The organism is Streptomyces sp. NPDC094032 (assembly GCF_040303965.1).
Taxonomy (GTDB): Bacteria; Actinomycetota; Actinomycetes; order Streptomycetales; family Streptomycetaceae; genus Streptomyces.
Map to the genome: position 1 here is coordinate 12,920 of NZ_JBEOUE010000040.1, position 20,439 is coordinate 33,358.

General features: G+C 72.1%; 14 protein-coding genes. 4 read left to right on the forward strand and 10 right to left on the reverse strand.

Annotated elements, in window-relative coordinates; all coding sequences use genetic code 11:
* Positions 1 to 225 precede the first annotated feature (225 nt).
* The 6 genes from ABTZ54_RS33665 to pyrG all read right to left on the reverse strand — a co-directional run bounded on the left by ABTZ54_RS33665 (position 226) and on the right by pyrG (position 8,083).
* Positions 226 to 723: a hypothetical protein gene (locus ABTZ54_RS33665; RefSeq protein ID WP_351670972.1), complete on the reverse strand. Its 498-nt coding sequence runs from the start codon at positions 721 to 723 to the stop codon at positions 226 to 228.
* Positions 708 to 1,733 carry a ParA family protein gene (locus tag ABTZ54_RS33670; RefSeq protein ID WP_351671037.1) on the reverse strand — a complete coding sequence of 342 codons (1,026 nt, stop codon included), beginning with the start codon at positions 1,731 to 1,733 and terminating at the stop codon, positions 708 to 710. The genes ABTZ54_RS33665 and ABTZ54_RS33670 overlap by 16 nt, the downstream gene beginning before the upstream one ends.
* A gap of 469 nt (positions 1,734 to 2,202) precedes the next feature.
* Entirely contained in the window at positions 2,203 to 3,318 is a 1,116-nt protein-coding gene (ald, locus tag ABTZ54_RS33675; RefSeq protein WP_351670974.1) for an alanine dehydrogenase, read from the reverse strand.
* A gap of 180 nt (positions 3,319 to 3,498) precedes the next feature.
* Positions 3,499 to 5,514 carry an AAA family ATPase gene (locus ABTZ54_RS33680; protein ID WP_351670977.1) on the reverse strand — a complete coding sequence of 672 codons (2,016 nt, stop codon included), beginning with the start codon at positions 5,512 to 5,514 and terminating at the stop codon, positions 3,499 to 3,501.
* 185 nt (positions 5,515 to 5,699) lie between these two features.
* The gene (locus ABTZ54_RS33685; protein WP_351670980.1) at positions 5,700 to 6,326 is read right to left on the reverse strand and encodes an NUDIX domain-containing protein; all 627 of its coding nucleotides are present in this window, start codon (positions 6,324 to 6,326) and stop codon (positions 5,700 to 5,702) included.
* Between the two features lie 98 nt (positions 6,327 to 6,424).
* Positions 6,425 to 8,083 (reverse strand): CTP synthase, encoded by a 1,659-nt coding sequence (pyrG, locus tag ABTZ54_RS33690; protein WP_351671040.1) that lies wholly within the window; start codon positions 8,081 to 8,083, stop codon positions 6,425 to 6,427.
* 497 nt (positions 8,084 to 8,580) lie between these two features.
* Here pyrG and ABTZ54_RS33695 point away from each other — a divergent pair, with 497 nt between their 5' ends.
* Positions 8,581 to 10,383 (forward strand): glycoside hydrolase family 15 protein, encoded by a 1,803-nt coding sequence (locus ABTZ54_RS33695; RefSeq protein ID WP_351671043.1) that lies wholly within the window; start codon positions 8,581 to 8,583, stop codon positions 10,381 to 10,383.
* An 80-nt stretch (positions 10,384 to 10,463) separates the two neighbouring features.
* A complete protein-coding gene (locus tag ABTZ54_RS33700; protein ID WP_351670983.1) occupies positions 10,464 to 11,855 on the forward strand; it encodes an FAD-binding oxidoreductase in 1,392 nt (463 codons plus the stop codon).
* 4 nt (positions 11,856 to 11,859) lie between these two features.
* Here ABTZ54_RS33700 and ABTZ54_RS33705 read toward each other — a convergent pair whose 3' ends face one another.
* Together ABTZ54_RS33705 and ABTZ54_RS33710 are read right to left on the reverse strand one after the other, a co-directional pair.
* Positions 11,860 to 13,503, reverse strand: a complete 1,644-nt coding sequence (locus ABTZ54_RS33705; protein WP_351670986.1) for a flavin monoamine oxidase family protein — start codon at positions 13,501 to 13,503, stop codon at positions 11,860 to 11,862.
* A 40-nt stretch (positions 13,504 to 13,543) separates the two neighbouring features.
* Entirely contained in the window at positions 13,544 to 15,061 is a 1,518-nt protein-coding gene (locus ABTZ54_RS33710) for an APC family permease (protein WP_351670989.1), read from the reverse strand.
* A 161-nt stretch (positions 15,062 to 15,222) separates the two neighbouring features.
* Between ABTZ54_RS33710 and ABTZ54_RS33715 the strand changes: the two genes are divergently transcribed.
* On the forward strand, positions 15,223 to 16,872 hold the full coding sequence (locus tag ABTZ54_RS33715) for a PucR family transcriptional regulator (protein WP_351670992.1): 1,650 nt from the start codon (positions 15,223 to 15,225) through the stop codon (positions 16,870 to 16,872).
* Positions 16,873 to 17,445: 573 nt separating this feature from the next.
* Here the strand turns inward: ABTZ54_RS33715 and ABTZ54_RS33720 are convergent.
* Positions 17,446 to 18,528, reverse strand: a complete 1,083-nt coding sequence (locus ABTZ54_RS33720) for a glycosyltransferase family 4 protein (RefSeq protein ID WP_351670994.1) — start codon at positions 18,526 to 18,528, stop codon at positions 17,446 to 17,448.
* An 86-nt stretch (positions 18,529 to 18,614) separates the two neighbouring features.
* Complete coding sequence (locus ABTZ54_RS33725; protein WP_351670997.1) at positions 18,615 to 19,319, reverse strand: hypothetical protein; 705 nt, start codon at positions 19,317 to 19,319, stop codon at positions 18,615 to 18,617.
* 73 nt (positions 19,320 to 19,392) lie between these two features.
* Between ABTZ54_RS33725 and ABTZ54_RS33730 the strand changes: the two genes are divergently transcribed.
* Positions 19,393 to 20,439 carry an HNH endonuclease signature motif containing protein gene (locus tag ABTZ54_RS33730; protein WP_351671000.1) on the forward strand — a complete coding sequence of 349 codons (1,047 nt, stop codon included), beginning with the start codon at positions 19,393 to 19,395 and terminating at the stop codon, positions 20,437 to 20,439.

Sequence of the window (20,439 nt, forward strand, 5' to 3'; positions counted from 1 at the left end):
GCTCCCGGGGCTCCCGGGGCTCTCCTGGCTCCCAGGGCTCCCGAGGCTCCCCGGCCTCCCCCAGCCCCCACCCTCACCCGGCACCCCCACCCCCGAAGGGTCCGGTGCTACCGCTCCCGGCCCGGGGCCCAGGAGGCGGCGGCGGGGTGGGCGGGACGTTTCGTCTGGGGGGTGGGGCATCGGGGTCCTGGTGGAGCGGGGGGGGCGGGAGCTCGCAGGGTAGCGTCAGCGGCCGCGGAGGCGGCGGACGAGGATGCTCGCGTCGCCGCGGGACTCCAGGTCCGCCAGGACCACGGCGACCGCCTCGCGGACGATCCGGCCGCGGTCGACCGCCAGGCCGTGCTCGCCGCGCAGCACCAGGCGCGCGTGCTCCAGGTCCATCAGCTCCTCGGCGGAGACGTAGACCGTGATCTTCTCGTCGTGGCGCTCACGCCCACTGGGACGCCGGTTGGCGGCGCGCGCCCGGCGGCGGGCCGCCTGGGTGGTGGCGGCCGGGCCCTTCGACGGCGCGGGGGCCGGGGCCTCCGGCTCCGCCGCGCGGGAGCGCGGCTCGGCCGGCTCGGAGTCGGCGGGGGCGTGCTCGGCCCCGCCCTCCGCGGCCGCCGTGTCGCTCTCGCCCGCCGGTGCCGGGACGGCCCGGCGCGGCGAGGAGGACTGGAGCGCCATCCCCCCGGTCGTACGGAACAGTTCGTCGGCGCCGGGCAGACTCACTCGGCGTGACACCGGGCGAGCACCTCCCTGGCCAGCTGACGGTAGGCGGCGGCGCCCACGGAGTTCGAGGCGTACGTGGTGATGGGCTCACCGGCGACCGTGGTCTCCGGGAAGCGGACCGTACGGCCGATGACCGTGTGGTAGACGTGGTCGTCGAAGGCCTCGACCACCCGCGCCAGCACCTCGCGCGAGTGCACCGTCCGCGAGTCGTACATCGTGGCGAGGATGCCGTCGAGCTCCAGGTCGGGGTTGAGCCGCTCCTGGACCTTCTCGATCGTCTCGGTCAGCAGCGCCACACCGCGCAGCGCGAAGAACTCGCATTCCAGCGGCACGATGACCTTGTGAGCGGCCGTCAGGGCGTTCACGGTCAGCAGGCCGAGCGAGGGCTGACAGTCGATCACGATGTAGTCGTAGTCGTTCATCAGCGGCTTGAGGGCGCGCTGGAGCGTGGACTCGCGCGCGACCTCGGAGACCAGCTGCACCTCGGCGGCCGACAAGTCGATATTGCTCGGCAGCAGGTCCATGTTGGGGACCGCGGTCTTGAGCAGCACCTCGTCCGCCGACATGCCCCGCTCCATGAGCAGGTTGTAGACGGTGAGGTCGAGCTCCATCGGGTTCACGCCGAGGCCGACCGACAGGGCTCCCTGCGGGTCGAAGTCGACGAGCAGCACCCGTCGTCCGTACTCCGCGAGCGCGGCGCCCAGGTTGATGGTCGACGTGGTCTTGCCGACGCCGCCCTTCTGGTTGCACATCGCGATGATCTTCGCGGGACCGTGATCGGTCAGCGGGCCCGGGATCGGGAAGTACGGCAGGGGCCGTCCGGTGGGGCCGATCCGCTCGCGGCGCTGACGGGCAGCGTCGGGTGCGAGGGTGGCCGCGTACTCCGGGTCGGGCTCGTACTCGGCGTCGGGGTCGTAGAAGTGCCCCTCGGGCACCTCGTCAAAGGCGGCGAAGTGGGTGGACTCTCGGCCCATCTCGTTGCCGGCCGTGGCAGTCACGTGTAGGCCGTCCGTCATCGTCATCGTATGGGCTGGCGTCATGGGCTGGTGCGTCGCGAAGGTCCGCACCGCGACGGAGCCGATCGGGGCTCCTGGCTCCGCACCCCCGGGAGTAAATGTCGACTCATTCACAAGTCGTCTTACCTCCTTGGATGTGACCAGGAACATTTATCGATAGGTCAGCGTGGCACCATGCCGACGGTTGGCGACTCTATGGCGTGTCACCGCTCCGCAGCAACACAATCCGCCGGACCCGGCCCGATGTGTCGGCAACCGAACACCCCTCTGTCAAGGGTGCGCAGGCATGGAACCGTACGTTTCAGGGGTGCGCGAAACGGTTAAAGAGTTACGTTCGAGGCGAGTTGACCAGCCATCGGGACGTGGCCGGACACACATCGGGCCGGACCTTGCTCGCCAAGGTCCGGCCCGGTGCGTGAGGTTGACGGAAGGCGTTGACCGACCGTTTCTCCTCTTGTCTGAAGCGACCGAAGGGTCAGCCGATGAGGGTGCTCAGCTCGACGTGGTCGAGACCGTGCGCCTCGGCGACCTCCTTGTAGACGACCTTGCCGTCGTGGGTGTTGAGGCCCTTGGCCAGCGCGGCGTCACGGCGCAGCGCCTCGACCCAGCCGTTGTTCGCCAGCGACACGATGTAGGGCATCGTGGCGTTGGTGAGGGCGTAGGTGGAGGTGTTCGGAACCGCGCCCGGCATGTTGGCGACGCAGTAGAAGACCGAGTTGTGGACCTGGAAGGTCGGCTCGGCGTGGGTGGTCGGGTGCGAGTCCTCGAAGCAGCCGCCCTGGTCGATGGCGATGTCGACAAGGACACTTCCGGGCTTCATCTTGGCGACGAGCTCGTTGGTGACCAGCTTCGGGGCCTTGGCGCCCGGGATGAGGACGGCACCGATGACGAGGTCGGCCTCGACGACGGCCTTCTCCAGCTCGAAGGCGTTGGAGACGATCGTCTTGACCTTCGTGCCGAAGATCTTGTCGGCCTCGCGCAGCTTGTTGATGTCGCGGTCGAGCAGGGTCACGTGGAAGCCCATGCCGACGGCGATCTGCACGGCGTTCCAGCCGGAGACGCCGCCGCCGATGACGACGCACTCGCCGGGGTGGGTGCCGGGGACGCCGCCGGGCAGGACGCCACGGCCGCCGACCGAGCGCATCAGGTGGTAGGCGCCGACCTGCGGGGCCAGGCGGCCCGCGACCTCGGACATCGGGGCGAGCAGCGGGAGCGCGCGGTTCGCGGTCTCGACCGTCTCGTAGGCGATGGCGGTGGTGCCGGACTCCAGGAGCGCGTCGGTGCACTCACGGGAGGCGGCGAGGTGCAGGTAGGTGAAGAGGGTCTGGTCCTTGCGGAGACGGTGGTACTCCTCCGCGATCGGCTCCTTGACCTTGAGCAGCAGGTCGGCGGTGGCCCAGACCTCGTCGGCGGTGGCGAGGATCTCGGCGCCGGCGCCGACGTACTCCTCGTCCGTGATCGAGGAGCCGACACCGGCGTTCTGCTCGACGAAGACCTGGTGGCCGTTGCGGACGAGCTCGTGGACACCAGCAGGGGTGATGGCCACGCGGAACTCGTTGTTCTTGACCTCGCGGGGGATGCCGACCTTCATCGTCGATCACGGTCCTTGAATCAGGGTGAATACGGGGGTGACTGCGGTATGGCCGCACCGGACGAAACCCGGCGAACCCATACATACCCGGATGCACTGCGGCGCACCGGCACAGACCGCGACCGAGCGCGGCCCACCCAGTCTAATGAAGGAGTTCCCGCTGTCTAGCCTTTCAAAGTACTAATCTTCGACAGAAGCACTACGGATTTCGTAGGTGAAACCTTCACTTCCAAGGAGCCTCTCCGCCGCCGACCTGTGCAGTCGCGCAGCCGCCGGATCGCCGAGCCGGTCCAGGGTGTCGGCGAGCCGGAGCTGGAGCGCCGCCTGGAGCCGTACGTCCTTGGCCCGCCGGGCCCACTCCACCGCCTCCTCGCAGCTGCGCAGGCACTCCTCGGGGCGGCCCGCGTACTCCTGGACCCGGGCGGCCTCGCTCAACGCCCGTGCGTAGCCCGGGAGATCGTCGAGCCTGCGGTAGCCGGAGGCGGCGGCGCGCCAGTTGCGCAGGGCCTCGCCGTAGCGGCCCGCGTAGGTGGACACCGCGCCGAGCCGGCCGTAGAGCCGGGCCTGGTCGACGCGCTCGTCACGGGCGAGACGCTGGGCCAGGGCCCTGCCATACCAGTCGCCCGCCCGGTGCCAGTCCCCCAGCTCCTGATAGGCGCCACCTACGGATTCCATTGCGCGACCCACCGCGTACGGGTCATTTGCTTCCCTGCCGGCCTCCAATGCCGACCGATATCGCAGCAATGCGTCCTGAGTGCGTCCGGTCCGCGCATCCAGGTCGGCCAGGTTGAGCAGCGCCGCGGCCCGCTCCCGATGCAGCCCGCGCCGCTCGGCGACGTCCAGCACGAGCCGGTGCAGCCCGTAGAGGTCGGGGGCCGCCGCCTCGGTGCCCCGGTGCGCGGCCAGCGCCCGGACCAGGGCGGCCATCAGCCGGCGGGCCAGGGTGTCGAGCTCCCCGTCGGCGACCGCGAGCCGGGCCGAGGCGAGCAGCACCGGCCGGCGGCTGTCCAGCCAGGCGGCGGCGGTGGCGGCGTTCGGGAAGCGCAGGGCGCGGGGCAGCCCCGCCAGCTTGCGGCGGGCCGGCGACCCCTCCGGTTCGGTGACCGCCCGGCCGGACTGGAGGAGCCGGACGGTCCGCTCCAGCATCCGGGCCCGGGCGAGCTGCACCTCGGCGGGCCGGTCGCACTCCTCCAGCTTCGCGCGGAGCAGCGGGACGAGGTGCGCGGGCAGCTCGTACTGCCCGTCCCCGCCCGGGATCTCCCGTACGAGTCCGAGCGCGGCGAAGTCGGCGAGGGTGGTGGCCGCCGCGGAGACCGAGCAGCCGGCCAGGGCGGAGGCGGTGTGGGCGTCGGCCCGGCCCAGCGGGGCGAGGCAGAGGTGTCGCAGTATCCGGGCGGCCGGCTGCGGCAGCGACTCGTGGACGAGGGTGAAGGCGCGGGTGACCGGGTCGCCGGTGAGGGCGCGCAGCCGCTTGGCGAGGTCGGCGACGGAGGACTTGGGCCGGGCGGCGAGCCAGCCGCCGGCCAGGACCAGCGCGCCGGGCAGTCCGCCGCACTCCTCGGCCAGGGTCTCGGCCGCCTGCGGGTCGACGGTGACGCGGACCGAGCCGGTGAAGCCGGTGAGCAGTTCGATGGCCGACTTGGCGTCGAGGCCGCCGAGGGTGCAGGGCCGGACGTCGGGGATGCCGGTGAGCGGGCCGCGGGCGACGCCGACGACCAGGCTATCGGGGTTGTCGGGGAGCAGCGGGTCGACCTGTTCGGCGTCGACGGCGTCGTCGAGGAGCAGCAGCGCCCGGCGGTCGGCGAAGGCCGCGCGGACCAGGGAGGCGAGCTCGTCCTCGGCGGCGCCGGGGGGCTCGGTCACGCCGAGCGCGGCGAGCAGTTCCTGGGCGGCCCGGCCGGTGGGGACGGGGTCGCCGCCCGGCTCGGTGAGCCGGACCCGGAAGACCCCGTCCGGGTAGTCGGCGGTTAGGCCCGCGACCAGTTCCTCGGCGAGTGCGGTGCGCCCGGAGCCGGGCTTGCCGGCGATCAGCAGGACCCGTGCGCGGGGCGCCTTGCGGCCGGTGAGGGTGTCGAGACCGGTGCGTTCGATGTCGGCGCGCAGGGACTTCAACTCCCGCTGGCGGCCGTAGAACCGCACGGCGCCGACCTCCCCCAGGCTTCGTCCGGGGGCACCCCCGACCGCCTGATCCGTCACGGGCCACGCTCCCGTCCACCTGCGCACGAGCCGATCCCGCGGGGGGCTCCGCACGGGCGCTTCCGAGCGTAGTTCAGGGCACGGCACGGACCCGGCGGAGCGCGGCGGACAAATCCCCCGATCGGATCACTGGATTGTCCGACCGGCTCCCCGGGCCGGTCCGCCCCGCGCCCGGCTCCCGGCGGCTACGCCTCGAACGGGCGGGCCGGCCAGGGGGCGTCGGCCGGCCGCAGCGCCTCGGGGCCGTCGCCCGCGAGCGCGGCCGTCAGCGAGAGCAGCCCCACCACCAGGCAGGTGTTGTGCAGCTCACCGGCGAGGACGCCGCGGACGAGCTCCGCGAGCGGCACCCGGGCCAGCTCCATGTCGGCCTCCTCGTCGGAGACCTCGTACCGCTCGCCCTCCGCCTCGGACAGGCCCCGCGCGAGGAAGATCCGCACGGCCTCGTCGGAGCCGCCGGGGCTGGGGTACACGTCGACGAGGACCCGCCAGTCCTCGGCCTTGACGTACGCCTCCTCGTACAGCTCGCGCTGCGCGGCGTGCAGCGGGTTCTCGCCGACCACGTCGAGCAGCCCGGCCGGGACCTCCCACAGCTTCTGCCGCACCGGGTGCCGGTACTGCTTGAGCACGAGGACGCGGCCCTGCTCGTCCAGGGCGACGACCGCGACGGACCCGGGGTGCACCTGGTAGTCGCGACGGGCGACCGAGCCGTCCGGCATGACCACGTCGTCCGTGCGGACACTCGTCTTGTTCCCCTTGAAGGGGGTGGTCGTGGCGACGACCCGCCACTCCTCCGGGGTGTCCCGCACCTGCATCAGCTGTCCTCCCACGTGAACCCATCCGACCGCATACGAAAACCGGGGTACGCGTCCCGGAAAGGGACCCGTACCCCGGCAACGTTAACGCCCGGCGGCTACTTGGCCTGCTGGCCCGTCTTGCGCTCGACGGCCGCCTTCACCAGGCCCGCGAAGAGCGGGTGCGGGCGGGTCGGGCGGGACTTGAGCTCCGGGTGCGCCTGGGTGGCGACCAGGTAGGGGTGGACGTCCTTCGGGTACTCGACGAACTCCACCAGCTTGTTGTCCGGGGAGGTGCCGGAGAAGACCAGACCGGCCTTCTTCTCCAGCTCCGCGCGGTACGCGTTGTTCACCTCGTAGCGGTGACGGTGACGCTCGTCCACGTACGGCTGGTCGTCGTAGGTCTCGCGGACGACGGAGCCCTCGGCCAGCTTGGCCGGGTAGAGGCCCAGGCGCATCGTGCCGCCCAGGTCGCCCGCGCCCTCGACGTACGCCAGCTGCTCCTCCATCGTCGAGACGACGGGGTGGGCGGTGGCCGGGTCGAACTCGGTGGAGTTGGCCTCGGGGATGTCGGCCAGGTTGCGCGCCGCCTCGATGACGATGCACTGGAGGCCGAGGCAGATGCCGAGCAGCGGCACCTTGTTCTCGCGGGCGTACTGGATCGCGCCGACCTTGCCGCTCACACCGCGGTCGCCGAAGCCGCCGGGGATGAGGATCGCGTCGCAGTCGCCGAGCTGCTTCTCGGCGCCGGCCTGGGTCTTGCAGTCGTCGGAGGTGACCCACTTGACCTTGACCCGGGCCTTGTTGGCGAAGCCGCCGGCCCGCATGGCCTCGGTGACCGAGAGGTAGGCGTCGGGCAGGTCGATGTACTTGCCGACGAGCGCGACGGTGACCTCGTGGTCGGGGTTGTGGACGCGGTCCAGGAGGTCCTCCCAGACGGTCCAGTCCACGTCGCGGAAGGGCAGGTCCAGCTTGCGGACGACGTAGGCGTCCAGGCCCTCGGAGTGCAGCACCTTCGGGATGTCGTAGATCGACTTGGCGTCGATCGCGGCGACCACGGCGGCCTCGTCGACGTCGCACATCAGCGAGATCTTGCGCTTGATGGCGGTCGGGACCTCGCGGTCGGCGCGCAGCACGATCGCGTCGGGCTGGATGCCGATGTTGCGCAGGGCGGCGACCGAGTGCTGGGTCGGCTTGGTCTTCAGCTCGCCGGAGGGGCCGATGTAGGGCAGCAGCGAGATGTGCACGACGAAGACGTTGTCGCGGCCGACCTCGTGGCGGACCTGGCGGACGGTCTCCAGGAAGGGCAGCGACTCGATGTCGCCGACCGTGCCGCCGACCTCGGTGATCACGACGTCCACGTCGTCCGTCGCCATGCGGCGGATGCGGGACTTGATCTCGTTGGTGATGTGCGGGATGACCTGCACGGTGTCGCCGAGGTACTCGCCGCGCCGCTCCTTGGCGATGACCTGCGAGTAGACCTGGCCGGTGGTGACGTTGGCCGAGCCGTCGAGGTCGACGTCGAGGAAGCGCTCGTAGTGGCCGATGTCCAGGTCGGTCTCGGCGCCGTCGTTGGTGACGAACACCTCGCCGTGCTGGAACGGGTTCATCGTGCCCGGGTCGACGTTGAGGTACGGGTCCAGCTTCTGCATCGTGACCCGCAGGCCGCGGGCCTTGAGGAGCGCACCCAGGCTGGAGGCCGTCAGGCCCTTGCCGAGCGAGGAGGCGACACCCCCGGTGACGAAGATGTGCTTGGTCGTCGTGGTGTTGGGCGGCATCGCCAAGAGGGGGCTCCCGTGGTCGCGTTTGGAGGTGCGTACCGGCGTCCCCTCCGGAAGAATCGGGGGGTGCCGTCGCTGCGGTTGCGGGGTCCTCGGCTGTCGCCGTTTCCCACCGGTCCACGGGGTACCAGGGTATCAGCGACATCGGGAGACCGCTTCCGGCCACACGGGGCAGTCGGGTGCACACGCACCGCGACACGCCGTCGGCCGGGCGGCTCGGCCCGGGAGCTGCGGCGTGGGCACGGCCGGGGCCTTGGCCGCGTCCATGGACGGGGTCAAGACCTGTTCACCCGAACGGAGCAGCGGCGTTGCAAGATCGGCGCCGTCGGTCACTAGGGTGCGTCGTATCCTGCTCGGACGCGCTGCCGAGCCGGACCGGCACGGCACCACCCCCGCCCTCCCCCGGACCAAGAGCTCGTCAACGATCCCCTGACCGCTGACCTGTAGGACGTCGCCATACCGGCGACGTGGCCGTTCGATCTGGAGTGGAGCACGTGGCCGGGCGCATCGAGGATTACGCACTCATCGGAGACATGCAGACCGCCGCCCTGGTCTGCCGGGACGGCAGTGTCGACTGGCTCTGCCTGCCCCGCTTCGACTCGCACGCCGTCTTCGCGGCACTGCTCGGCACCGAGGAGCACGGGTTCTGGCGGGTCGGCCCCGCAGTACCCGAGGGCTCCCCGGCGCCGCACGCGGACCGCCGGCGCTACGTCGGGGACTCGCTCGTCCTGGAGTCCGAGTGGGACACCCCGCGCGGCACGGTCCGGGTGACCGATTTCATGCCCCCGCGCGACGGGGCCCCGCAGCTGATCCGGATCGTCGAGGGGGTCAGCGGCCGGGTGCCGATGCGCTCCTCGCTGCGGATGCGCTTCAGCTACGGCCGGGTGGTGCCCTGGGTGCACAAGGTCGGCGACCGCACGGTGGCCGTGGCCGGACCCGACTCCGTGTGGCTGGACACCGACGCCGAGACCCACGGCAAGGACCTCACCACCTACTCCGAGTTCACCGTCACCCCCGGCGACCGGATCACCTTCACCCTCTCCTGGCAGCCCTCCCACAAGCAGCCGCCGCCGCTGCCGGACCCGGAGGGCTCGCTCACCGCGACCGCCGAGTTCTGGCGCGAGTGGGTCGAGCACTGCACGTACCACGGTCCCTACCGGGAGGCCGTGGTCCGCTCCCTGATCACCCTGAAGGCGCTCACCTACGCGCCGACCGGCGGGATCGTGGCCGCGCCGACCACCTCCCTGCCGGAGGAGATCGGCGGCGTACGGAACTGGGACTATCGCTACACCTGGCTGCGGGACGCGGCGATCACCCTCTCCTCGATGCTGCGCACCGGCTACCGCGAGGAGGCCCGCGCCTGGCGGGACTGGCTGCTGCGGGCCGTCGCCGGCGACCCCGAAAACCTCCAGATCATGTACGGCATCGCCGGCGAGCGGGAGCTCGGCGAGGCGGAGCTGGACTGGCTGCCGGGGTACGAGAACTCCGGCCCGGTCCGGGTCGGCAACGGGGCGGCCAACCAGCTCCAGCTCGACGTGTACGGCGAGGTCACCGAGGCCCTGCACCTGGCGCACATGACCGGCCTGTCCCGCAACGACTACGCCTCGCTGCTCCAGCTGAAGCTGATCCACTACCTGGAGACCCACTGGGACCAGCCCGACGAGGGCATCTGGGAGGTGCGCGGCCCGCGCCGGCACTTCGTGCACTCCAAGGTGATGGCCTGGGTGGCGGTGGACCGCACGATCAAGCTGATCGAGTCCGGTGACGCCGACGGCCCGCTTGAGCGCTGGCGCGTGCTGCGCGACGACATCCACCGGGACGTCTGCGAGAAGGGCTACGACAAGGAACGCAACACGTTCACGCAGTCCTACGGCTCCAAGGAGCTGGACGCCTCGCTGCTGCTGATCCCGCAGATGGGCTTCCTGCCGCCGGACGACAAGCGGGTGATCGGCACGATCGAGGCGATCCAGCGGGAGCTGTCCACCGAGGACGGCTTCGTGCTGCGCTACCCGACCGCCGGCGACGAGGCGGGCGTGGACGGCCTGGAGGGCGACGAGGGCGCGTTCCTCGCCTGTTCGTTCTGGCTCGCCGACGACCTGGCGATGATCGGCCGGGTCGACGAGGCCCGCAGGCTCTTCGAGAAGCTGCTCTCGCTCCGCAACGACCTGGGACTCCTCGCCGAGGAGTGGGACCCCCGGCTCCAGCGGCAGGTGGGCAACTTCCCGCAGGCCTTCAGCCACGTCCCGCTGATCGACACGGCGCTGCGCCTCACGGCCTCGGGCGCGTACGGGGGCTGAGCTCGCCGACACGCGGGGGACGGGCCGCCGCCCTACGATTGAGGTGTCCTGTCCCCCCGTACGAAAGGGGGGCACCTCTCATGGCTCCCCACACCACCACCGTTCCGGACAGCGCCCTCGCGGGCCTGCGCGAGGATCTCGCGGGCGAGGTGTTCACCCCGGGCGATCCCGGCTACGACGAGGCCAGGGTCGTCTTCAACGCGATGATCGACCGGAGTCCCGCCGTGATCGCCCAGTGCGAGACCCCGGAGGACGTCGCCAACGCGGTGCTGTTCGGCCGTGCGACGGGACTGCCGATCGCGGTGCGCGGCGGCGGCCACAGCGTCGCCGGTTCGGCCCTCAACGACGGCGGGCTCGTGGTGGACCTGCGGCGGATGCACGCGGTGGTGGCCGACCCGGAGCACATGACGGCCCGGGTGGCGGGCGGCGCCACGATGAGCCATCTGGACCGCGCCTGCCAACCGTTCCACGTGGCCGTGACCGGCGGGCGGGCGTCCACGACCGGCGTCGGCGGGTTCACGCTGGGCGGCGGGTCGGGCTGGCTGGAGCGGAAGTTCGGTCTTGCCTGCGACAACCTGCTGGCGGCGGAGCTGATCACGGCCGAGGGCAAGCACGTCCACACGGACGCCGAGGAGAACCCGGAGCTGTTCTGGGCGCTGCACGGCGGCGGCGGGAACTTCGGCGTGGTGACCTCGATGACGCTGCGGGTGCACCCGCTGCCGGAGTTCGGCTTCGTGATGCTGCTCTTCCCGAGCGAGGCGGGGCCCGAGGTGATCCGGGCGTACCGGGACGTGCTGGCCGACGCGCCGGACGAGGCGGGCGGCGGCGGTATCTATCTCAACGCGCCCCCCGAGCCGTTCATCCCGGAGGAGCTCCAGGGCACGCTGCTGGCCGGGGCCCTGGTGACGTACGCCGGGCCGGTGGCGGAGGCGCGGGAGCTCGCGGCGCCGCTGTACGCGCTGAAGCCTTCGGTGGAGCTGCTCATGGACATGCCGTACGCCGACTTCCAGTGCATGCTCGACGACCCGCCGGGGATGCGGAACTACTGGTCGGCCGAGTATCTGACCGGCTTCCCCGACGAGGCCGTCGACGCCTTCTGCGCCCGGGCGGACGACATGATCGTGCCGTCCGGGATGCAGCATGTGCTGTTCCCGCTGGGCGGGCGGGTGGCCGCGGGACCGGCGGACCACCCGATCCCGTGGCGCGGCGCGAAGTGGGCGGTGCATCCCTTCGCGGTGTGGGAGGACCCGGCCGACGACGACCGGGCCGTCCAGTGGGTGCGGGACGTGCGGGCCGACGCGCGGCCGTGGTCGACGGGAGCCGTCTACCTCAACTTCACCGGCGACGAGGGCCGGGAGCGGGTGGTCGAGGGCTTCGGCGCCGACAACTACCGGCGCCTGGCCCGGGTCAAGGCCGCCTACGACCCCGACAACGTCTTCCGCTTCAACCACAACATCGCGCCGGCCGCCTGACCGCTCATCGCAGCGCGGCGATCACCTCGTTCGCGGCCCGCTCGCCCTCGGTGGCGCCGCCCTCCATGAAGCCCTGGAAGTCGTACGAGCAGTGCTCGCCGCCGATGTGGATCCGGCCCTGGGCGACGCCCTCGTAGCCCGCGTACCGGTGGAGGTAGCCGACCGGCCAGTAGGAGTACGCGCCGAGGGAGTACGGGTTGCGGTGCCAGGCGGAGAGCTGGGCGCGGCCCGTGTACGCCTTGGAGGTGCCGGGGAAGAAGGCGTCGATGTCCCGCAGGTAGCGGGTGACGAGGCCGCGTACGTACGGGTCGGTCTCGGTGGCGAAGGGCGTGGCCGGGGTGAGCGAGTGGGCCAGGCTGCCGCCGCCGTACTGGAGGAGGATGCCGCCGGTGCCGCCCTGGATCTTGGTGGTGTCCCAGGTCTGCTGGACCTCGTTGTCGGTGAAGCAGTCGCCGGCCGAGACCCCGGGCCAAGGGCCGGTGCCGCGCCAGGGGCGGGTGCCGAACTGCATGTTGAGCTTGGTGCAGTAGCCCATCCGGGCGTCCCGCAGCAGATTGGTCATCAGCGGGTCGAAGCCGGCCCTGCTGACGTCGAGCCGCTGGAGGATCGGCAGCGGGACGCACAGGATGGTGTGGTCGGCGGTGACGGTCCGGGTGGCGCCCGCCTCGGTGAAGGTGAGCGTCTGGGTGCCGTCGGCGTTGGCGCGTACGGCGTCGAGCGACCAGCCCATCCGCAGGGTGCCGGGGTTCAGGGCCCCGGCGACGGCGTTGGGGAGCCGGTCGTTGCCGCCGACGATGTGGTAGCGCTCGTTGGACAGGCCCCACACGTTGAAGTTGCCGGGATTGGTCTGGTAGCCCATGAGCAGGACCAGGGCGAGCGCGGACTGGTCGGTGGTGTCGGCGCCGTACTCGACGTTGTAGGCGACGTCGAGGAAGCGGCCCAGCGGTGAGGTGTGGCCGCCGGGGACGCGGCTCTCGATCCACTCGTACAGCGACATGTCGTCCAGTGCCGTGCCGGTGGGCGTGGTCTGGTTCCAGCGCACCTCGCCGGAGTCGGACAGGTCGCGGCGGAGCTGCTGGTAGACGGCGTTGAAGTCGATGTCGGCCTGGTCGCGGGGGTAGTAGGCGCCGTTGAACCAGAGGATCTCCTCGGCCCCGTTGGGTCCGCCGCCGAGGAAGTCCTCGGTGGCCAGGCCGAAGCGGCGGCAGAGCTCCAGGATCTTCTTGTGGCTGGTGTCGACGAGCTCGCCGCCGATCTCGGAGGTCTGCCCGTACGCCCAGTGCGCGCGCTGGGTCCACATCCGGCCGCCGACGCGGTCGGGGTTGGCCTCGTAGAGGACGGGGCTCAGGCCCGCGTCCTGGAGGGTGAGGGCCGCGGTGAGTCCGGCGATGCCGGCGCCGACGACCGCCACGCGTGCGCCGTCCTTGACCGGCGGGTTGGGCGTGGTGGCCGTGGCCGCCGCGGCGGGCAGGGCCGTACCGGCGGAGACGGCGACTCCGGCGGCCGCCGCGTACTTCAGCAGGGTGCGTCTGCCGGGTCCGTCGGCTCTCAGGCCGCGCAGTTCGTCGACGGGGAGTCCGAGCCGCCGGGCCTCGGCGTGTTCGGCGGCGAGTTTCTTCAGGAGGTGCATCGGGTTGGTGCGTGCCATGGAGCGCTCCTGGTGATCGTCTTCGGGAGGAAGGGAGGGATCAGCTCTGCGGTACGGCGGTGGGGACGGCTTCCGTGCTGTCGTCGGCGCGCTCGGCGGCGTCCTCCAGGACGATCCGGCCGATGATCTCGTAGCGCTCCGGGCGCCGGGCCTTGAGGTAGAAACCGAGGCCGAGGCCGCCGAAGAAGACGAGGCCGACGATCCAGGGGATGGCCTTGAAGAAGAGGGAGTCGGCGGCGAGCCCGGCCGCGGTCTGCATGTTCATCACGAGCAGGACGACGACGGCGATCATGCCGATGCCGCCGAGGAGGGGCGCCGTCAGCGTCTTGAACCAGTGCCGGTCCTCGGGGTGGTTCTTGCGGAAGTAGCCGATGACGGCGAAGGAGCACAGGGTCTGCACGATGAGGATCGCCATCGTGCCGAGGATCGCGAGCAGCGTGTACAGATGGATGTACGGGTCCTGGCCGGTGAGCCAGAAGGCCGCGACGAGGACCACGGCGATCACGCTCTGCACGAAGGAGGCGATGTACGGCGAGCCGTGCCGGGCGTGGGTGCGGCCCAGCGCCGGGTGGAGGAAGCCCTCGCGGCCGATGGCGTAGAGATAGCGGGAGGCGCACTGGTGGAAGGCCATGCCGCAGGCGAAGGAGCCGGTGAGCAGCAGCCACTGGAAGGCGTCGACGGCCCAGGCACCGATGAAGGACTGGGTGGGCGCGAAGAACAGGTCGAGGGGGCTGGCGGAGGCGGACAGCTTGACCGAACCGGCCAGGCCGTTGCCGGCGATCGTCATCCAGGAGACGTAGATGTAGAAGAGGCCGACGCCGACGACGGAGATCAGCGTCGCCTTCGGGATCACCCGCTTGGGGTCGCGGGACTCCTCCCCGTACATCGCGGTCGACTCGAAGCCCACCCAGGACCAGAAGGCGAAGAAGAGGCCGAGCCCGGCGGAGGCGCCGGTGAAGGCGTTCTTCGGGTTGACCGGCTCGAACGGGATGCCGTCCGGGCCGCCGCCCGCGATCAGCACGGCCGTGGCGACCGCGAACAGCACCGCGATCTCGGCCACCAGCATCACGCCGAGCGCCTTGGCGGTGAGGTTGATGTCGAAGTACGACAGGACGGCGGTGATCGCGAGCATCACCGCCGCGTACCCGACCCACGGCAGGTCCACGCCGAGCTGGTCGGCCACGGTCGTCTTGGCGAAATAGGCGAAGACGCCGACGATCGAGGCCTCGAAGACGATGTACGCGAGGACGGCGAGCATGCCGGAGGCCATGCCGGCGATCCGGCCGAGGCCGTGCGAGATGAAGCCGTAGAAGGCGCCGGCCGCGGTGATCCGCTTCGCCATGGCGACATAGCCGACCGAGAAGACGGTCAGGACGACGGTCGCGAAGAGATAGCCGGCCGGGGCGCCGACGCCGTTGCCGAAGCCGACGGCGATCGGGAGGTTGCCGGTCATCGCCGTGATCGGGGCCGCCGTGGCGACCGCCATGAAGACGACTCCGACGAGGCCGACCGAGTTGGCCTTGAGCCGGTGGACCTCTGGGGTGGGGTTTTCTGCCATGGCGCGAGAGCATCCTCCGGAGTGACCTAGGCCACAATCGACATGCGGTCGCACAATTCCCGCCATGGGGCGACGAGTTGTCGCCCTGGTGGACGCAGTGTCGGGTCCGGTAACACCCCGGTGATGTTCCCGGAACCCGGACGCGGGTAGCGTCCGGCCCCATGGACAATCAGGGCGGGATCACCGTGCAGCGGGCACTCGAACTTCCGGGTCTGCGGAGCGGGCTCCCGGAGGTCGTCGCGGGCGCCGACCGGCTGCACCGCACCGTGCGCTGGGTGCACGCCGGCGAGGTGCCGAACATCGCCTCGCTGCTCAAGGGCGGTGAGCTCCTGCTCACCACGGGCCTGGGCCTGGGCACCCGCCCGGCCGAACAGCGGGCCTTCGTGCGGCGGCTCGCCGAGCGGGGCATCGCCGCGCTCGTGGTCGAGCTGGGCCCGCGCTTCGCCCGGCTCCCGGCGACGATAGTGGAGACGGCCCGGACCACCGGCCTGCCCCTCGTCCAGCTGCACCGCGAGGTCCCCTTCGTCGCCGTGACGGAGGAGATCCACACCGAGATCGTCAACGGGCACTACGCGCTCCAGCGGCAGGCCGAGGAGATCCACCGCCAGTGCACCGAGGCGCTGCTCGGCGGCGGCGGAGTGCCGCAGGTGCTGCGCATCCTCGCCGACTTCGCCCTCAACCCGGTCTTCCTGGAGACCGCCGACGGACAGCTCCTGTACGCGGCGGGCACCGAGTCCGGGCCCGCCGACCCGCTCCAGGTCTGGGACGGGCTGCGCGGCCAGCGGGCCGCCCGGGAGTCCGGCCCGCCGGTCGGCTCCGTCCTGGTCGACGTGCCCGGCGGCGGCCCCGGCTCGGGCAGCGTCCGGGCCCGCCTGGTCCTCCTGGCCGTCTCCTCCCCGCTCTCCCCCGTGCACCGGATGGCCGCCGAGCGGGCGGCCGGGCTGCTCGCGGTCGTCCTGATGCAGGCCCGTCAGGAGGAGGAGCTGGCGGCGCGCGGCCGAGGCGACTTCCTGACCGACCTGGCGGAAGGCCGCATCTCGGCGGACGACGCCCCGGCGCAGGCCCGCGTCCTGGGCTTCAGACCCGGCGAGGGCCCCCTGCTCCCCGTCGTCATGCGACTGGCCTCCGAACTCTCCGCCTCCGGCAACTGGGCGCTGCTCGCCCGGGCCGTCCTGGAGGAGCTCTCCTCCGTCGGCGTCCCCGTCCTCCTGGGCGTCCGCCCGGTGGAGGGCCGGGTGCCGCTCCTCCTCGGCCTGCGCTCGGAGTCGGAGCGCACCGCCGTCGCGGACCGGGTCGCGGCGGCGTTGCGGGCGGGGGTGGAGCGGGCCGGTCTGGTGGGGGCGCCCCCGGGCGGAGCCTGGGGGAGGTCGGGCGTCCACCCGCCGGTCGTCGTGGTCGGCGTCGCGGGCGGCTGGGCGGCGGCGTCAGCGGGCCTGCGCCACGCCGCGGAGACGGCTACCGCCGCGCAAGGCCTCTCGGAACTCCCCTGGTACGACGCCCGCCGCCTGGACACGGACCTCCTCCTGTGGCGCCTCCGTGACCACCCCGACCTGGCGGCCTTCGTGGACCGCGCGATCGGCCCCCTCCGCGACCACGACCGCACCTCCCGCCCCCCGCTCCTCCCCACCCTGGAGACCTACCTGGCCCACGCGGGCCGCAAGGCGGAAACCGCCCGCGAACTCCACCTCAACCGCCAGACCCTCTACAACCGCCTGGCCCGAATCTCCGAACTCCTCGGCACAGACCTGGACGACCCCCAAACAGTCCTGGCCCTCTCTTTGGCCCTACGAGCCCGCCGCCACACGACGTAACCCCGACCACCCCACACCCCGAGGCCGCGAGCCACCGTTACGACTGGCCGCGCCCCCCGTTGCGGGCCCCGCCCCGCCGTTGTGGGCAATCGTTCCGCAGGGCGGAACGGGTGGGCACAACGGAACGGCGCCCCCTGCCGGGCCTAGGCTTCCGCGCCTGTACCCCCGCCCCCTGTGCGCCGCACTGGTGGGTGCGGGCCAAGGCACTGGGAGCGGAAGCGCCGCTAGAGGGCGCCGTCCCGTGTGCCCACCCGTCCCGCCCCAGCGGGACGATTGCCCACACGGGCGGGGCGGGGCGGGGTGGGCAAGGCGGGACGCGTGCCCACACGCGGGGTGGACGAGGCGGGACGCGGGCCCCCCGGGGCGGGCGGCAGGCACGCCGGGCACACGCAGGGCGGGCGGCGGCGGGCACGGTCGGGGCACCACAGAGCGGGCAGCAGGCGCGGCAGGCGCACCACAGAGCGGGCAGCAGGCGCGGCAAGCGGGGCAGCGGGCGCAGCAGGCACACCGCCAGGCGGCGCCGCCCGGGCGGAGCGCAGGCCTACCGAGGCAGCCAACGGCAGCCGCCTCGCGTCACCGCCCCGACAGCTCGTCGTACACGCTCAAAACGTGCGCAATCGTCTCATCCTCCGTAGGCCAGCCCCCCGCCTGCACCCTCCCCGCCGCCGCCAGATCCATCCTCCGCTCGACATCGTCGAGCAACGCCCCAACGACAGAAGCCAACCCCTCCGCATCCCCATACCGCACCAACTCCGCCGCATCCCCCACAAGCTCCGGCACCCCACCCACCGCAGTAGCCACCAGCGGCACACCCAGCCGCAGAGCCTCCTGCGCCAGCAGGGAACGGGCCTCCCAGCGGGACGGCAGGACGGCGACGTCCGCGGCGGCGAGCAGCTCCGCCACATCCTCCCGCCGCCCGATGAGCCGCACCGCCAGCTGCTCCGCCTCGATCCGCCGCTGGAGCGCCCCCCGCTCCGGCCCCTCCCCCGCGATCACCAGAAGCGGCTGCGGATCCAGCTCCCGCCACACCCGCGCCGCGTCGAGCAGCATCCCGTACCCCCGCCCCGGCTGAAGCGCCCCCACCGCCATGATCAACGGCCGGTCCACGGCCCCGAGTTCGGCCCGCGCCTTGCCGTCGTGCAGACAGACGGGCGCCCGCGAGGCCGGTACGGTCACGGGCGCGAGCCGCGCGTCCCGGGCACCCCGCCGCCGCGCCCGGTCGACCAGCTCCGAGGAGGTGGCGAGCACAACGGCCGCGGCCCGCACGGTCCTTCGCTCAAGCAGGCGGACGAGCCCGGCCCGCGCACCCGCCACCTGGCTCCGCGTGTGCCAGGTCGTCACCAGCGGCATCCGCGGCCCACCGCCCGACAACGCGAGCGCCGCCCGCACGGAGGCGTCGAGACCGTGCGCGTGCACGACGTCCGCGCCGATGGAGAGGTTGCGGAGCGCGGCGACCGCCGCCGGCCCGCCATGGCGCGGGGTCGCCACGAAGTGCGCGCCGGCGCCCACGAAGTCGTAGGCGTGGTCGAGTTCGGGCGGGGCGCACACGGTCACCCGCACGCCCCTGGCCACGAGCCCCGCGGCAAGTGATCTGACGTGCGCGCTGCTTCCCGCGCTGCCGCCGCCGAGCACTTGGACCGTACGGAGCTGTGTCACGCGCCCAAGGATGCCAGTCCGTACGCACGTTCCGGCACCGAAGTGACGTCGTGCCCGTGTCTGGCGCCTCAACTTACCGACGGGGATCACCCACACGGGTGATATCTCACCGCCACCACGACGAGCCCGGCCGCATGGGCGGCAAGCCCGAGCCGCCCGTTCCCCGCGACGATCGCCGCACCGACGGCCGCGCCCAGGGCGTACGCGCCGGTGCCACCGAGCATGGTCTCCTCCGCGAGGTCGTCACCGAGAACGGCGGCCACTGCACCCATGGGCGCGGCGGCCCGCGCCCCCCGCAACAGCCCCGGCGCGCCGAGCCCGAGCACGACAAGCCCGGCCCGCCCCGGCCGTACGTCCGCCAGGTCGACGAGATGGGCGGTCCCGGCGATGACCGTCGCGGCGAGCACCTTGTCAAGCGGCCGCTCCTTGAGCAGCACCCCGGCCACCAGCGACGCGGCACCGATCCCGAACAGCCTGACGGCCCCGGCGGTCACCTCCCCCTTCCGCAACGCCCCCAGATGCGCCCGGAACCCACGCCGCCCGTCCCCCCGCACGTCGCCGTACGCCCCACACGCCCCAGCCACGAGCACGGCGAAAGCGGCGGGCCCCCCACCGACCCCCGCGGCGGCACCCAGCGCGGCAGCGGGCCCGGCGTACAACGGGACACTCCGCCCGGCATGATTGCCCCGCTCCCACCGGGGATCCCGAAGCCGCCGCAGCCCCTCGTACACCCCCCGGGACACCCCGGCGGCCACGGCGAACGAAGCGACCCTGCCACCTGTCCTGATCATGCGGCTCAGCCTAATGCCGTGTCAGTGGCGGCTGACAGGCTGTCACCGCACGACGCGACCGCAGGGAGGGGACATGGCGAAGAAGCCGCGGCAGCAGGCCCACAGGGGTCCGAGGAAGGCTCCCAAGGGGGTGGCCATCTACCACGACATGAAGGTGTACGAGAACTTCGAGCGCTGCGCCCATCGCCTCTTCGAGATGGTGCGGTGGGCCCAGGAAGAGTCTCCGGGGGCGCCGCGCAGGCTGTATCTCGACATCCAGGGCCACCGAAACTCGGCCGGGGGCTACGACCGCGACGCCATCGAACTGATGCACGACTTCGGCATAGGGCATCTCCTGCGGTTCCTGACCGAACTCAGTACGCCGCTCCTCCGGGTCCGGAACGACCACCAGTGCGACGACCTGCCGGACTTCCTCGTGATCACCTATCCGGACGACGGCAGCGACTACGGCTACGACGCGGCAAAGCTGTCCCTGAAACCGCGCGAGAAGCAAGCGGAGGAGCGGAGGTCCAAGCCGACGCTCAAGGCCATCACCGAGTACCTCGGGCTCACCGAGCCGGCCTGCCTGATCTGCTGGAAGCAGCCGGTCGAGCGCTGCCACGTGGTCGCCGACAAGCTGGGCGGCTCCAACGACGTACGGAACTTCGCCCTGCTCTGCTCCGCCCACCACGCCGAGGCCCCCGACGTCGCCGACGCCGAGAGCTTCTGGGCCTGGGTCGACTACGCCGAGCTGCGGGACAGCCCCGACAAGTGGCTGAACGCCCCGGCGGAGCTCCAGGAGCAGCTGAGAAAGGAAGGGGTCCGGGTCGGCACGCCGCGCAGGGAGCCGCAGTCCTTCTTCTCGGCCGTCAAGCGTGAGCTGAAGGCGCTGTACGGCTGGACGGACGCGCACTTCACGTCGGCGGTCTGGGAGGAGCTCATGGAGGAGTTCCACACGGTGCTCGACTCCGCGACGGGCAGGCACTTCTCCATCGAGAAGAAGGTCTCGACCTACGCCTGGGCCTACGACGTGGCGCGCCGCCGCGTGGCCGGGGAGACCGGCCCCGGCCAGGGCACGGTGACGCACCTGTCGCCCCCGGACCACGGACAGGGGCCGGACCAGGAGGCCCCTGTCCCGTGA